At 54.0% G+C, this 15240-nt stretch carries 14 protein-coding genes and 1 pseudogene; 9 read left to right on the top strand and 6 right to left on the bottom strand.

The features are described 5' to 3' along the window. Nucleotides 1–26: 26 nt before the first annotated feature. A pseudogene (locus XM38_RS28635) lies at nt 27–110 on the bottom strand (Uma2 family endonuclease); the annotation flags it as partial. Between the two features lie 201 nt (nt 111–311). Between XM38_RS28635 and XM38_RS04470 the strand changes: the two are divergent. From XM38_RS04470 to proX, 5 genes are all read left to right on the top strand, one after another. Next, complete coding sequence (locus XM38_RS04470; protein WP_080809336.1) at nt 312–1034, top strand: succinate dehydrogenase cytochrome b subunit; 723 nt, start codon at nt 312–314, stop codon at nt 1032–1034. A 3-nt stretch (nt 1035–1037) separates the two neighbouring features. Then, complete coding sequence (locus tag XM38_RS04465) at nt 1038–2951, top strand: fumarate reductase/succinate dehydrogenase flavoprotein subunit (protein WP_088429196.1); 1914 nt, start codon at nt 1038–1040, stop codon at nt 2949–2951. A gap of 480 nt (nt 2952–3431) precedes the next feature. Beyond that, nucleotides 3432–4685: a quaternary amine ABC transporter ATP-binding protein gene (locus tag XM38_RS04460; protein ID WP_080809342.1), complete on the top strand. Its 1254-nt coding sequence runs from the start codon at nt 3432–3434 to the stop codon at nt 4683–4685. A gap of 35 nt (nt 4686–4720) precedes the next feature. After that, nucleotides 4721–5680, top strand: a complete 960-nt coding sequence (locus XM38_RS04455) for an ABC transporter permease (protein ID WP_088429194.1) — start codon at nt 4721–4723, stop codon at nt 5678–5680. Between the two features lie 90 nt (nt 5681–5770). Further along, nucleotides 5771–6865, top strand: a complete 1095-nt coding sequence (gene proX, locus XM38_RS04450) for a glycine betaine/L-proline ABC transporter substrate-binding protein ProX (RefSeq protein ID WP_080809345.1) — start codon at nt 5771–5773, stop codon at nt 6863–6865. 170 nt (nt 6866–7035) lie between these two features. Here proX and XM38_RS04445 read toward each other — a convergent pair whose 3' ends face one another. Next, entirely contained in the window at nt 7036–7431 is a 396-nt protein-coding gene (locus XM38_RS04445) for a hypothetical protein (protein ID WP_088429192.1), read from the bottom strand. Between the two features lie 662 nt (nt 7432–8093). Here XM38_RS04445 and XM38_RS04440 point away from each other — a divergent pair. Next, on the top strand, nt 8094–9458 hold the full coding sequence (locus tag XM38_RS04440; RefSeq protein ID WP_080809350.1) for a DUF262 domain-containing protein: 1365 nt from the start codon (nt 8094–8096) through the stop codon (nt 9456–9458). Nucleotides 9459–9816: 358 nt separating this feature from the next. On the opposite strand, the gene XM38_RS25730 is transcribed toward XM38_RS04440, so the two are convergent. Next, entirely contained in the window at nt 9817–10053 is a 237-nt protein-coding gene (locus tag XM38_RS25730; RefSeq protein WP_080809354.1) for a hypothetical protein, read from the bottom strand. Nucleotides 10054–10166: 113 nt separating this feature from the next. Further along, nucleotides 10167–11039, bottom strand: coding sequence for a formylglycine-generating enzyme family protein (locus XM38_RS04430; RefSeq protein ID WP_225889181.1), 873 nt, complete (start codon nt 11037–11039; stop codon nt 10167–10169). Nucleotides 11040–11174: 135 nt separating this feature from the next. On the opposite strand from XM38_RS04430, the gene XM38_RS04425 reads away from it, so the two are divergent. The 3 genes from XM38_RS04425 (at nt 11175) to XM38_RS04415 (ending at nt 13620) form a co-directional block, all read left to right on the top strand. Further along, nucleotides 11175–11810, top strand: coding sequence for a cysteine dioxygenase family protein (locus XM38_RS04425; protein WP_080809359.1), 636 nt, complete (start codon nt 11175–11177; stop codon nt 11808–11810). 164 nt (nt 11811–11974) lie between these two features. Then, nucleotides 11975–13012: a hypothetical protein gene (locus tag XM38_RS04420; RefSeq protein ID WP_088429190.1), complete on the top strand. Its 1038-nt coding sequence runs from the start codon at nt 11975–11977 to the stop codon at nt 13010–13012. A 20-nt stretch (nt 13013–13032) separates the two neighbouring features. Then, complete coding sequence (locus tag XM38_RS04415) at nt 13033–13620, top strand: TIGR04376 family protein (protein ID WP_080809363.1); 588 nt, start codon at nt 13033–13035, stop codon at nt 13618–13620. A 36-nt stretch (nt 13621–13656) separates the two neighbouring features. On the opposite strand, the gene XM38_RS04410 is transcribed toward XM38_RS04415, so the two are convergent. Further along, the gene (locus XM38_RS04410) at nt 13657–14421 is read right to left on the bottom strand and encodes a 4'-phosphopantetheinyl transferase family protein (RefSeq protein ID WP_080809366.1); all 765 of its coding nucleotides are present in this window, start codon (nt 14419–14421) and stop codon (nt 13657–13659) included. Between the two features lie 161 nt (nt 14422–14582). Next, nucleotides 14583–15083: a type II secretion system protein gene (locus tag XM38_RS04405; RefSeq protein WP_187329273.1), complete on the bottom strand. Its 501-nt coding sequence runs from the start codon at nt 15081–15083 to the stop codon at nt 14583–14585. Nucleotides 15084–15240 lie beyond the last annotated feature (157 nt).

The raw sequence follows: 15240 nt of genomic DNA, 5'->3' as shown, positions 1-15240 counted from the left end.
TTTCCCGTTGCCACTGTGCATCAGTCAAGCGAGCTTTCCATTTCCGGCTCATTGCTCTCCAGTTGGGAGGTATCTGGTAGCTCCGCCAACTGTTGCACCGTCAGTGACATGGCCAGGTTATCCTCCGCATCGGATGCTCCGATTGTAATCCGATTGTAAAAAGATCAAAGGGGCTTGGGCAGACCGCAGGTGTTCAGTCAGCGAGTCCTACAGGGTGGGATAGTCGGGGCACCTAGGTTATAGATCGAGGTAATTGAGAGCGTCGACGATAAATTCCCTTTAGGATGAATCTAAGGGGTTAGGTCATGGCAATGGATTTCATCCTTGAACAGGTAGAGTCACCTCCGGCGAAGTCATCCAGGCTGATCCAGCTGTATCAGTCCTCCTTGGGCAAGAAGCTGATCTCTGGCGTGACTGGCTTGGGACTGGTGCTCTTTGTGACCGTGCATCTGGCGGGCAACTTGACCCTACTGGCAGGGCATAGGGCTTTTAATCAGTATGCTCGCCACCTGGAGGAGTTAAGGCCATGGTTGGGGATCGTTGAACTATTATTGCTGGTGGCTGTTCTCGTCCACGGCACTGTCGGTGTACATATCTATTGGCAGAAGCGCCAGGCTCGTCCCCAAGGCTATGAGCGGTACACATCGGCAGGAGCACCTAGCCTACAGTCTCTCAGCTCCCGCAACATGATCGTCACCGGCCTGGTGCTAGCAGGGTTTTTAGGGCTACATCTGGCCCATTTTAAGTTTGGCCCTACTTACCCTGTCGAGATCGATGGTGTGGTCACACGGGATCTGGCTCGGTTAGTGGTAGACACGTTTCAGCGGCCTGGCTATACCTTTGGTTATGTGGGCGTCATGGTGGGATTGGGTTTGCACCTGCGCCATGGCGTTTGGAGTGCCTTTCAATCCTTAGGAGCCATGGGCATGGGAATACGTTCCACGGCGTATACTCTGGGGACAGGGCTGGCCCTACTCCTGGCGGTAGGCTTTCTGGGGCTGCCCCTGGCAATTTATTTCGGTCTGGTGACCTAACCCATGAAGCTGGATTCTCGGATTCCTGCCGGCCCCTTGCAAGATAAATGGGATATCTGCAAGCAGCAGTGCCGTTTAGTGAATCCCAACAATAAGCGCCATTATCGCATTCTGGTGGTCGGGACGGGGCTGGCCGGGGCCTCAGCCGCCGCTAGTCTGGCTGAATTGGGCTATCAGGTGCGGAGTTTCTGTATTCAAGATTCTCCCCGTCGGGCCCACAGCATTGCTGCCCAAGGAGGGATTAATGCCACTAAGAACTATCCCAACGATGGCGATAGTATCTGGCGGTTGTTCTACGACACGATCAAGGGGGGCGACTATCGCTCTCGTGAGGCTAACGTTTACCGCCTAGCCCAGATCAGTAGCCAGATTATTGACCACTGTGTGGCCCAGGGAATCCCCTTTGCCCGAGAGTATGGCGGGCTCTTAAGCAATCGCTCCTTCGGCGGAGCTCAGGTGTCGCGCACCTTTTACGCCCGGGGGCAGACGGGGCAGCAACTGCTGCTGGGAGCCTATGGGGCCATGATGCGGATGGTGCAGGCAGGTCGGATACAGGTCTTTCCTCGGCGAGAGATGCTGGAGTTGGTGGTGGTGGCGAGTCAGGCCCGAGGCATCATTGTGCGGAATTTAGTCACCGGCACCCTGGAGCGCTACAGCGGCGATGCGGTGTTGCTGTGCACGGGGGGCTATGGCAATGTTTATTATCTCTCTACTAATGCTAAGAACTCTAATGTGACGGCGGCGTGGCGCTGCCATAAACGAGGCGCCGCCTTCGCCAATCCCTGTTACACCCAAATTCACCCCACTTGTATTCCGGTATCGGGGGATTATCAGTCCAAACTGACCCTGATGAGTGAGGGTTTGCGCAATGATGGTCGAGTCTGGGTACCCAAACAGCCGGGGGATCGTCGCCCTCCAGAGCAGATTCCGGAGGCGGAGCGGGACTATTATCTGGAACGCAAGTATCCTACTTTTGGCAACCTAGTCCCCCGGGATGTGGCCTCTCGCAATGCCAAATCCATGACGGATCAGAACCACGGTGTGGGAGAGACGGGCTTGGCCGTGTACTTAGATTTTCGTGATGCCATCCAACGTTTGGGTAAATCTACCATCCAGGCGCGCTATGGCAATTTGTTTGAGATGTACCAGCGCATCACCGGCGACGATCCCTACGTCAGTCCTATGCGCATCTATCCAGCAGTGCATTACACTATGGGGGGGCTCTGGGTGGACTACCACCTGATGAGTACGATCCCAGGACTATTTGTGTTGGGGGAGGCTAATTTCTCCGATCATGGGGCCAATCGCTTGGGAGCGAGTGCCTTGATGCAAGGATTGGCAGATGGTTACTTCGTGATTCCCTATACCCTGGGCGACTACTTAGCCAGCCATGATCTACCGGCAGTGGATGCGGAGCAGGCGGAGTTTGCTGAAGCAGAAGCGACGGCCCGAGACCGAATTACGCGGCTGCTGTCCATTCAAGGCGATAAAACGGTGATGGAGTTCCATCGGGAATTAGGTCAAGTCGTCTGGAATCATGTCGGCATGGCTCGCCATCGAGAGGGACTGGAAGGGGCTATCGTACGAATTCAAGACTTACAGCAAGAGTTTTGGACCAATCTCAAGGTTCCGGGCCATCCGGACACTCTAAACAAAAATCTGGAGTTTTCTGGCCGGGTGGCTGATTTCATGGAACTGGCCGAATTGATGGCTCGGGATGCGCTGCATCGGGAAGAGTCCTGCGGCGGTCACTTCCGGGAGGAATATCAGACCCCGCAGGGAGAAGCCAAGCGGGATGATCAGCACTTTGCCTATGTAGCCGCTTGGGAACAGGGTGGAGAAAGTTCCTCGCCACGACTGCATCGAGAGCCTCTGGAGTTTGAGGCGGTATCCCCGACTCAACGGAGCTATCGATAGAAAATATAAATTCGGTGTGTATAGTTTTATGAGTGTGCGATCGCATCTAACCCGCTTAATCTCGTCAATAGAATAAGGGCCCATACCAGGCAGGGCAAGTCATTCAGCCATCACCAAGCATTATTTATCCCCCTCAATCGATGGCCGTTTCGACTCAGTTGCCATCGGGCGCTGAGGATACGGTTCTGTATCCTGATAAGAGACACCCAGACTTACGCTTTCCAGCCTCAGCCATTCATCCGGCAATTGCTGTGAAGGTAAAGTCACCATCAAGTCCTCTCTCACTCCGCGGCAACTCATTGCCGAGCGTCTTAGTCGAGAGATCCTAGGCTTGAATGAGAACCTACCCTGAGTCCAGTTGGAGTTCTGGAGTTTTCCTTGGATAAATTCTGGGATTGAGCTTGGCTCAGGTGCAATTATCCCTAGAAGCCAGCCTCATACTCACGGAGTACTTGGCAGCTTTCATCTTAGGAGTTAACGATGCCTAATCCAAAACCTAAGATTCAGATTGAAAATCTAGTCAAAATCTACGGGAAAGATCCCCAACACGCTTTGAAGCTATTTCGTGAGGGGGGCAATCGAGACGAAATTTTTACAGCTACAGGCCATGTCTTAGGCATTGCCGATGTCTCACTCTCCATTACCGAGGGAGAGCTATTCGTAGTGATGGGTTTATCTGGCTCTGGTAAATCGACCCTGGTCCGCTGCCTCAACCGTCTCATCCCCGTGACCAGCGGCCATGTGTATGTCGACGGCGAAGATATTGTCAACGTCGATAAAAAGCGGCTACGGGAAGTGCGACGCACCAAAATGTCCATGGTGTTCCAGCGCTTCGGCCTGTTTCCCCACAAAACCGTGGCCGAAAACGTTGAATACGGCCTTAAGGTTCAGGGCATGGGAGCCGATGAGCGCCACGACAAAGCTATACAAACCTTAGAAGTCGTGGGGTTAGCAAAGTGGGCCGACTATGCTCCTGACTCCCTCAGTGGCGGTATGCAACAACGGGTCGGCCTAGCTAGAGCCCTAGCCACCGACGCTCCGATTATGCTGATGGATGAGGCCTTCGGCGCCCTCGACCCCCTGATTCGTCGCGACATGCAGGATGAGCTGTTGCGACTACAACGGGAGCTGAAGAAAACCATTGTTTTCATCAGTCACGATATTCAGGAAGCCCTGAAGCTAGGCGATCGAGTCGCCGTCATGAAGGACGGTTACCTAGTGCAGGTGGGTACTCCTGAGGAACTAGTGACTCAACCCGCCGACGAGTATATCCGTGACTTCATCCAAGACGTCAATCGGGCTCAGGTTCTTAAGACAGGGTCAATCGTGCGACAGACCGTGCCGTTCATCCTGGGGCAAGATTCATTGCGCTCTGCCCTAGACGAGATGCACCAGCACCAACGCCACGATATGTTTGTAGTCGATCGCCACGGCAAGCCCGTGGGATATGTCACTGCCAGTCAGCTAGAAGAGGCCCAGCAACAGGGCTTAGAGGACATCACCACCGTGATGGTCAAAGATTTTCCTAAAGCTGAAGCCACCGCCACCCTAGAAGAGATCTTCCACCTCTGCCATTCGCCTCAACCCTTAGCGGTGGTTGGCCATGACGGCAAATTCAAAGGCATGGTGCAGCATTCTGATATCTTCTCCAGCATTGGTCGCCTGAGTGAGGTAAAGACTGAAGCGCCCATCTCTCAGGTCGTCGAACAGTCACCACAGATGGCAGTGTCCTAAACGCATTAGATATTCGATTAGACATTCGACAGACTATGAATCCTCTCGTAGAGCTCCTGAACTGGTTATTTCTCAACCGATCCACCGAAATGTTGCCCTTGGCCGACTGGATCGAAACCGGTGTGGGCTGGGTGGTCGATAATTTTCGTTGGATCTTCCAGCTCATCCGTTGGCCGGTAGGGCAGGTCCTCAACGGTATTGAGACATTTTTCCAATCGGTGCCTCCGGTTTTATTCATCGGGGTGCTGGTGCTTATAGCCTGGCAGTTTGCCGGTCGAGGCGTTGCCATCTTCACCCTGATTGCCATGCTGCTAACTGGGGCCATGGGCGCCTGGAACGAGTCTATGACGACCCTCTCCCTGGTCGTTACCGCCGTGGTACTCTGCACTGTCATTGGTATTCCCCTGGGCATCACCGCCGCTCGCAGCGAACGCTTCGAGCAAATCATTCGGCCGATTCTAGATGCCATGCAGACCCTGCCAGCATTCGTCTATTTGGTTCCCGTGGTGATGTTATTTGGCACTGGTAAGGTACCGGGGGTGATCGTTACCTTCATCTTTGCCGTGCCGCCGTTGATTCGCTTGACCAACATCGGCATTCGCCAAGTTTCTAAAGAAACCGTTGAAGCTGCCCTGGCCTTTGGTTCAACGCCACGGCAGGTGCTTTGGGAGGTGCAAGTTCCCCTGGCCATGCCGACTATCTTGGCCGGCGTGAACCAGTCCATCATGTTGGCCCTGTCTATGGTAGTGATTGCCTCGCTAATTGCCGTTGAGGGACTAGGACAGATGGTAAACCGCGGCATTGGCCGCTTGGATGTGGGTCTAGCGGCCGTCGGCGGGCTTGGTATTGTGTTGATGGCCATTGTCTTGGATCGAATTACCCAAGCCATCGGCCATCCACCCCAGGATGGATTGGATTGGGCAGACCGGGGGCTAGTTGGTTTCATTCGTCATCGATTTCTGGGCCAGCAGCCTTCACCTGCCCGCATCCGCTAACTTGGCGAGATACCCTACTCTAGTCACAGAGTCAGGATAGATGCTCTGGATTGACAGAGTGATTTCTAAAGCAGTTTACGATTTGAGACCATGAAATTTGCATTGAATTTACCCACGTTACCAGTTGGCCGCGGGTTGGCCATGGCCACGGCTGCCACCGTGCTGACGGCAGGCGTAACGGCGTGTAACCAAGCCACAGATACTGCTCCGACAGACGGGGAAGAACAGGCTGAATCCGTCCCCATGCCAGGCGAAGGCGTCAGCGTTACCCCCGCTTATTCTGTGTTGGAGGAATTATTTCAAACCGAAGTGGTCAATATTGGCCTAGAACAGCTTGGCTATGAGGTGGAGGATGGCAAGGAATTAGAATATGCCACCATGCACGTAGATATTGCCAATGGCGGCATTGACTACACGGCGGTCCACTGGGAGCAGTTGCACAGTGACTTCTTTGAAAATAGCGGGGGTGATGACCAGCTGGAGCGCATGGGCGTCATCATCGACAATGTCTTACAGGGATATTTGATCGATAAGGCCACGGCAGAGGAGTATGACATCACCTCTATAGAGCAGCTTCAGGATCCCGAGATTGCCGCCCTGTTTGACACCGATGGCGATGGTCAGGCCAACCTGACAGGCTGCAACCCTGGCTGGGGCTGTGAACTGGTGATTGAGCATCATCTCGATGCCTATGATCTCAGAGAGACCGTGCAGCATGACCAGGGTCAGTATCTTGCCCTGATGGCAGATACGATTACTCGGTTTGAGCAGGGTGAACCGATTCTCTATTACACTTGGACGCCCCTATGGGTCAGTGGTGTACTCACCCCTGGCGAAGATGTGGAATGGTTAGAGGTCCCTTATACCGATTTGCCAGAGGAGCAAGGCGACGTTACCGCAGAAGACACCACCGCTGAGGGGAAAAACCTGGGGTTTGCCGTCGATCAGATCCGGATTTTGTCGAATGACCAATTTGTAGAGGAGAATCTAGCAGCGGCTCGTCTGTTTGAGTTGGTGACGATTCCCATCGAGGATGTTAGCGCCCAGAACCAGCTAATGCGGGATGGGGAAGATTCTCCAGCCGACATCCGCGCTCACGCGGAAGAGTGGATCGCCGATAATCAAGAGACCTTTGACGGCTGGGTCGAGGAAGCTCGGGCGGCTGGAGCCCAAGCGATGCAGTAGTGATACTGGGACGCTAGCTCTTCGCTAACTGTGTGATCGGGTCCCCCTGATGTTGCCTTATCTGGAGGCTCAGGGGGATTTGGGTTTTTCAGGATTGTCGGGTGCGATCGCACATTTTAGTGAGATCCCCAGCAAAATGCCTAGAAAGAGCCTGCTAGATCAGTCAAAAATCACTCGTCAGGAATTATCTGCCAATCATCAAAGCCCACTGACTTCCATGAATCCCCTGATGTCATATCGATTCGCACCAAAGTTATGGCATCGTTCTCATCGTAATAATAAGTGAAGTTATATTCTGACGGCGAAACGGCAGAGCCCTCACCTATTGTTTGCCAGATACCATCTGTCAAATGCCAGGCTTCACCGGTTCTAAGGTTATACTTAACTAATTCATCCTGATCAAGTGTAAAGTTAGGAATCGACTCAGCGGCTACGATGGCCTCGTCAAGTTTTCGATCCCTTTCTACCAAGTTTTCTAAGTGCGATTCTATCGTTGCAAGATCAGAGGAACGAGAACAAGCGCCAAGGAACAATAGAGATACGACAAAAAGAAAGGAGGTTTTCATGGAATCTTATCCGATTTACAACTTCCGATTTACAACTTAATCGACATCATAATTACTATTGATGCTAGCAAATAGTCGCCAACTAATTGATGAAACACTCATTGAACTTGAGTCAATCTGGGAAAGTCATGGCTGTGGGGAGGTCATGGCTGTGAATCGTGAATCTCAGATAAGCTTCATCTTTTCTCAGAAGTGAACCCCTATATCCTCTTCGTTATAAAACTTAGCTCTTCTAAGCTTAGCAGAGGTTATCTCTTGTCTAGGGAAAATCATAGGATCAAGTCAGATTACCAGAGGCGGAATACCTTAGAGCGAATTTGCAAATTCGCTCTAAACACGTCTACCCCACTCCTTGGCTTCCCGGCCTATCGCTATCCTCAGCAAACTCATTACACTGTTGTCTGCATCTAGTACTCTGCGGCAGAAATAATGTCTCTATTGACTATTGACTAGAGCGAAAAGGCTAGATTGCTTCGAGATGCCCCCTTCTGCCTTGGTGTACTAGTAGCCTGAGCTGACCGCCTTGCTCTGTGCTCTGAGTTGGGGTTCTCTCTCACTAGAGTTTTGATTGCCTGAGACTATCGAACGCTACTGACTCTCCGGGGCGAATGCGGTACCCTTGAGCGTAAATATTCCCGTAGAGCCTGGAGAGCCCATCTCCCATGACCGTTGTCCCCATTGTTATGCCTGAGCAGAGCCCGATCGAGTCCGAGTTGATCATCGACCACACTGACGATGACAGTCCCCTAGACGTTGCCCCCGACAAACGGCGAGTCAAGACCGAAAAACAGGATTTACCAGTCGAAACGCTGGTGAGTTGGGTCAACCGGGGTAAGCTCAACCTGCAGCCCGATTTCCAACGAAATTTTGTTTGGGACAGCGGTAAAGCCAGCCGGCTGATTGAATCCCTGCTGCTGGAAATTCCGATTCCCGTCATTTATCTTTCTGAGGAAACGAATCGTACCTATTCCGTCGTTGATGGTCAACAGCGGCTGACCAGCATCTGCTCCTTCGTCAACGGCACCTTTCCCAGTGGTCAGGACTTCCGGCTATCGGGCTTGAAGGTGTTGACAGAACTGAACCGAAAATCTTTCAGTAACCTGTCCCTAGAGCTGCAGGAGGAAATTCTCAACTTCACCCTGCGGTTGATCATCATCGAGCAAGAGTCCGATCCGGATGTCAAGTTCGAAGTCTTTGAGCGACTCAACTTAGGCGCCGAAAAGCTGAATGATCAAGAGGTGCGCAACTGTGTTTATCGGGGGAACTATAACGAGTTATTGCAGGAACTCGCCCAGAATCCCCACATGCTCAAGATCATGCGCTCTGAACACCCCCATCCTCGCATGGCTGATCGGCAGCTGATTCTGCGCTTTTTCGCCATGTGGCGTAACACTCACCATAACTACAAGAGCCCCTTCAAACGGTTTCTCAATACCGAAATGGAGTGCCATCGCCAGCTAAAAGACCCAGAGCTTGAGAAAATGCGAGCCGTCTTCGAGAGCTCCATTGCCATGGCGGATGCCGTATTTGGGGAGCATGCCTGTCGTCGCTTCAATGTGGGTAATGCCTACAATCCCAATGGCGACTGGGAAAGTAAACGCCTCAATGTTGCCCTATGGGATACGCTGCTGTATACCTTCAGCTATTACACGCGGGAGCAGATGCTGCCCATTGCCGATCGGGTGCGGGAAGAGTTCCTAGACTTGATGACCTACGACAAGACCTTTGTCGAATACATCAGTAGCAGCACTGACAAACCAGAGCGGCTCCAGTATCGGGCTGAGACCTGGCGGCAACGCCTCGATTCCCTCATCGGGCTCCCCAGTGGTCAGGAATCCGGTCAGTTCTCCATAGCGCTAAAGGAGACCCTGCTGGAGCGTCATCCCACCTGCCATATCTGCTGGAAACCTATTGAGCAAGTTGATGATGCTGTCATCGCCCATATTCCCAACTATTGGCGCCAGCAAGACTATCTGCCAGAGAATGCCCGATTAGATCACCGATTTTGTCACAAATCGCGCTCCTAGCGGACTCTGAGTGGCATTGAGACCTAGCTATTACTCTGGCTTGTCACCTTATAGGCAACGGCTATACCAGAATATACCAATAGAAAAGCCCTCGGGGGGCCAAGGGCTGGAGGTGTGTCAGTAAGCGTGATCCAAACGGGATCTAAAGCTAGATCTACATTGATTTGCGGATAGTCGCAGGGGGCGATCGTGGTTTTCAGTACCCTCCGGGCCACCCAGGACTGCCTAGTCGGCAGAGCAATTAGTAAATAAAGCCCACTAGCCAATCCAGCCCTCTTTTTCTATCCTTACCTCTGCCTGAAGGCTAGATGAACTGCAGGCTATTGATGAGGCTGCTCCTCGATGCAGGTGATCAGCCCTAAGAACCAGCGCAAGGATCGCCAGCGCAGGGATCGGCGGCACAGGGGTCGCCAGCGCAGGGATCGGCGGCACAGGGGTCGCCAGCGCAAGGGTCGGCGGCACAGGGGTCAGCCTGCTCTTCTGTGGTAGCATCACCGCCCGCACAGGGATCGGCCGTCGAGTTGGGACCACAGGCTACCATGCCAAAGCTAAGCGCAGAAGCTACTGCGATCGCACCTAGATACTGTACCTTCATTGAAAAATCCTCTCGCCTAAAGTACGTCTCGGCAACTACACAGAATCACCTCATGCTATTAAGCCGGACTTTCCTGAGAATTTGCTGAGAAAATCCTGGATTCCCCATTAACCTCACTCTAAAACTAAGCGAAATCCGAATAGGATATGACGGGAGGATACCGGTCGGTCATGGCGATAGGCAGCCCGGCAAAACCCCGGTAAATCGTCCCAAGAACAGCCCTTCATCACGCTTTCCTGGCCTCCCTGCCGCAGGGTTGAGGTAAATTCAAATACATTGCCAGCCATGTCAGTGACGCCATAGGGACTCGTATCCGAAAAACTGCCTACCGCACTGGTACCTTGGGGCGGCACCCCAGCCCAGTTGGTAGCCTCAGCCTGCCACGTATTCCCCCAGGGAAAGTAGCGGCCATCGGTGCCACGGGCCGCCTTCTCCCACTCCAGCGCCGTCGGCAGGCGATAACTGACCCCATCCTGTTGCCCCTGCCAACGGGCGTAGGCCAGGGCATCATCATAGGACACCAGCACCACTGGATGGTTGGTCAAGTCAGCGGGGGGACTGCGATCCTGCCAACGGTAGTCCCGTACTGTCTCATAGGGATGCACCAAAAATCCCTGCGCTTCGTAATCAGCCTCTGAGATATCTGGGGCCCGATGGCCGGTATCTGCCACGAAAGCAGCATAGTCAGCTTGGGTCACCAGGTGCCGCTGCATGCAGAATCCAGCCAGAAACTGAGAGCGGCGTTGTGGCTCTCTGTCGAACCACCCCTGCTGCCGCAAAGAGACTTCTGCAGCTGCAACCGCCTTGGGGTCATCGCCCAGCGCCTGAGCTGACAGGCGATAAGCCATAGCCCGCTCAGCCTCATCGCTACCGGCGACAAAGTCGCCTGACGCAATAAACACAAATCCAGGCTGCGCCTCACAGCGAGATCGAGATATGGTAGTTGGGCTATCACCACAGGCGACTAAGGCCAATACCGTCGCCATTCCTCCTACCCCTATTGACTGCCCTATTGACTGTCTGATCATGCTGAGCCTATTCACAGCCTTCCCGCTCATCTGTCATCTCGATGCGATGGTTGCTACCTTAAGAATGGCGAGTTTAACGCCGTCGTGAACACCATGGAAAACCACAACTGGCTAGTGACCGGCGAGGCTGACTACTCTGCCTTTGGCACCACCGAGACTCCAGCATGCGATGGCCCTGGAGGGCCGGTCTTTGACCATCGCATCTATCGACTCTATCGGTTTCTGACGGATCTCGAAGACATTCTAGAGACCTACCCAGATGACATTAGTCGCCTCAAGGCCATCACTCCCCTGGTGCGGCGCCTGCTGATTAGCTCCTATTGGCTACAGCTAGAGTATAAAGAGCCCTCTCCAGAGACGGGTTGGGCCGTGAACTTCCTCTACCGGGAACACCAATATCCCCTAACCGTTCAGATGGTCACCTGGCGCCCCGGCAGTCAGTCCACCATCCATAACCACGCCACCTGGGGACTGGTGGCTCTGATTGGAGGCCAGGAGAAGAATCGGCTGTGGCGTCGTTGCCCAGAGCCAGAGCATCCCCACCGCATCGAACCCGTCACGGAGCTGACGCTCAATCCAGGTGACATCATCACCTTCACCCCAGACGCCATTCACAGCGTCGAACCCCTAGGCGATACCCCCACCGTATCCTTCAACCTCTATGGCGTCACCGACCGCAGCCAACGTTACCAGTTTGATCCCCAGCGCCAAGAGGCCAAGCTGTTTTAGGGGCATGGGGCAGAGTTGCCGGCAATTCCCCTGGAGTCAGAGTTGGCATGACCAGGGTAGACTTGCTAACGTTACTTAACAATTCATTGCTAATGCATCTGTTCAGTTCATATCTTGCTAACGTCTAGGCAACATATGGCAAGTGTTCTCCTGAAATTGGTTCCATGACCCAGCAGTCTGACAGTGTGGCGGCCCAGTCATTGCCAGAGGCAACCCCTACCACGGCAATCGATCTAGAAACTCCAGACATGGATTCGGCGACGTTGGTCGACTCCTATGCCGAGCGCCTGATGGACGAGCTTTTCGAGCCTATCGATCAAGCCTTGGAGGGAGATTCAACCGCATTGGCATCCTCGCTTCAGGCGCCGGCCCCAGCGCCGAGCAACCATGATAGCCCCTTGACCACGGCCTTAGCGATGCCGGTGGTAGGGCCCCTGGACCGGGCCCGGGAAGCGGCAGCGGCCGTCGCCGAGTCCGAATCCACCGCAGAGCCCCCCCAGTCCTGGTGGACCCGTCACCTCGATCACTTACTGTTAGCCGCCGCCGGGATTTCCCTAGGGGCTACCTTACTGCTGTGGCTAGTCAATCGCCAACAAACATCCCCTGTTGTCACGGCCACCGGAAGCCCAGAGCAAGCAGTTGCCCAGAGCGACACTCAATTTCTCGAATACCTGCGGCGGTCTCTAGAGGTCATTACCGAGCAGTCATCGCAGCCGACCGCCACTGCAGGCTCTCAGGTAGCCTCTTCCGCCGATGGAGGCATCCCCAATGTTTCCGTCGACGGAGTTGGCTCCTTGCCACCCATGGCAAATGCCCCTGGGGGAGCAGGGGGGAGCAGCCCCCTAGGACCGTCAGGCTCAGTAAATGTGATTGAGCGAGTCTATGTTCCCTATCAGCCAGTCCCCACCGCCAATACCAATTCCGGTACCCGTTCCGGCTCTCCGGCACCCCGCCCCCAGGCTAGTGCTTCTCCCTCTGAGCAGCGAGTTGCCACTGCTGCCCCGGCCCACGTGCTGGTCGGTGTTTTAGAATTGGGTCAACGGTCGGCCGCTCTGTTTGAGATCAACGGAGTGTCTCAACGGGTTTACCTGGGCGAGCAAATCGGCAATAGCGGCTGGACCCTGGTATCGGTCGCCAATCAGGAAGCCGTCATTCGTCGCAACGGTGAGGTCCGCTCCATCTATATCGGACAGCAGTTCTAAGGTCATGGGTAGGAAACACTATGGGGCTGTTTGATGATCTCAGTCGCTTTCTCGAGATGCGACTGGATGAATTTCTACGCGCTCATCCCCACCTAGAGCTGATGGCTTTAGAGGAGCAGCTGCGGGGCCAAGAAGAAGATGCCATTCATCTGTTGGGCGATTTAAAGCAACGGGAAAAGCAGCTGGAAGAGGGCATTCTGGCAACAGCCCAGGAGATACAACGGTGGCACGGGCGTATTGAGAAAGCCAAGGCTGCTAACCGGCAAGATCTAGTGAAACCAGCCCAAGAGCGGGAAGCCGCCCTACTGCGGCAAGGCAATCATCTCTGGGGTCAGATGAAAGGGGTGAAACAGCAGCTGGACCAGACCCGGCAATTGCAGCAGCGTATCCATCATAAGCGTGCTGAATTAAAAACCAAGATTGCCCAAGCAGAAGCCCAACGGGCCAGCCAACAAGCTCAAACAGCAGCGAATGTAGGGTGGAATCAGTCTCCCTATAAAACCTTCAGTCACCCCTCTAGCCCATCTATGGATCCCTTGGAAGAAACCTTCCGCCGCTGGGAAACGGAGGAAGAGTTAGACGAATTGAAACGACAAATGGGGAAATAGGGGCGCTGGGGCGTGCGCAACATTCGCCATGGCGCGCTAAGGAGAGCTTGCCTGATTGGATAATAGTGATTGCCACCTTACCTGGCAGCGATAGTCAGCTACCAGAGCGGCGATGTAGTTCTGATCCGGCTCCCAGCAATGCAGCCCCCACTCATTCAGGGGATAGCCTTCGCTATTTCTCAGTCCCAGGGGGGTCCATTCGATTTCAATGGCATCCATGGGATAAGCTAATCCCTCACCAATGGCTTTGAGATAGGCCTCTTTACCGGTCCAGTACCGTAAGAATTGGTACTCGGCAGCCATGGGATCGAGGGCAGACACCTGAGCCTGTTCTCGGGGGGTCAGGCAGCGCTTGATCAGCCCCGATAAATACTTGAGGGAACGGATCTGCTCGATATCGATGCCTAGGGGATAATCACCGATGCCATAGATCACCCAATTGCCGGCATGGGAGAGATTGAAATGCAGGGAGCTGGGCTGATTATCGAGGTGTAAATAGGGTTTACCTCGGTCTGTATAGGCAAAGGTCAGAGTGTTAGCCGCTGCTCCAAGATAGCGGCTCAGCAGATATCGCAATCCACCTCGGCTGAGGATAAAGCGGGTGCGAGGATCGACGCCAGATGTATCGAGGCCGGTGCACTGCTGAGAGAATCGGGCCGCCCGTTGCCATTCCTGCTGCGAGAGGGTGTGAGCCCACTCCTGAGCGGCGGCAGGCGGCTGGGATAGGGATAGGCCCCAAACGTGCACCCAAGGCTGATCATCAGGGACATCGTATGGAGGGGGAGCACCGAGGTCAGGCATGAGGCTGGCAATTGCGCGACTCTCTAGGAGAGGTGACCGTAGCTGAACATCGTTTGAAGAGCAGCTTACACCAGAGATCACCAAATCTCACCATAATCACCCTAGACGACTGTAACCGTCCCGCGAATCTCGCTGGCTAAGTGCAGAATGGGGCACCGAGGTCATTCGACGTTACCTTGCCCCGAGAGACCGCATTCATAACTATCGACTCCAAAGACAAGATTGTCGTCAAATTTTTGAATGGCTGGCGGTGGCACATTCTCCTGATAGTCGGTGTACGCTTTTTGATTGCTCTCTCCTAGAAAGCTAATCTGCACATAGCAACGTCCTCCGCCTACGCGCCAATGGTCATAGTCTAGGGAGGAATCATAGGGAACAGTCTGAGGCCAGTTGATGACTCCCTCTGGCTTTACATTGGCGGCAACCTCAGGAGGGTACTGGCCGTTCTCTAGACGATAAAGCTGCAGATCCTTAGAGACAGATCCCATCGCTTGTTTAGCCTTGCCGTAGTGAGCGCGACGACTCATGTCCATGAAGGTAGGGTAGATTAGCGCCGCTAAAACTCCCATAATCACCATGGAGATGAGCACCTCCAGGAGGGTAAAGCCCGACGTTGATGATGGACGACGAGCTACGGCTCGGATAAGTAGCGAATACACCATCAATCTCCATGCTGCTGTGTAGGGTCTCATTGCGCCTGATCAATACCGTAACTGGAGCCTGGGGACTAACCCTGGCCTAAGTCCACCCCTGAGGAGCTATCTGGCGACAGGCCGGCTCGAGAGATGGCTCGGTATGACCAAGGGGGCTCTGTTCTAG

The sequence above is a fragment of the Halomicronema hongdechloris C2206 genome, assembly GCF_002075285.3.
Classification (GTDB): domain Bacteria; phylum Cyanobacteriota; class Cyanobacteriia; order Phormidesmidales; family Phormidesmidaceae; genus Halomicronema_B; species Halomicronema_B hongdechloris.
This window is presented reverse-complemented; position numbering and strand designations above follow the sequence as displayed.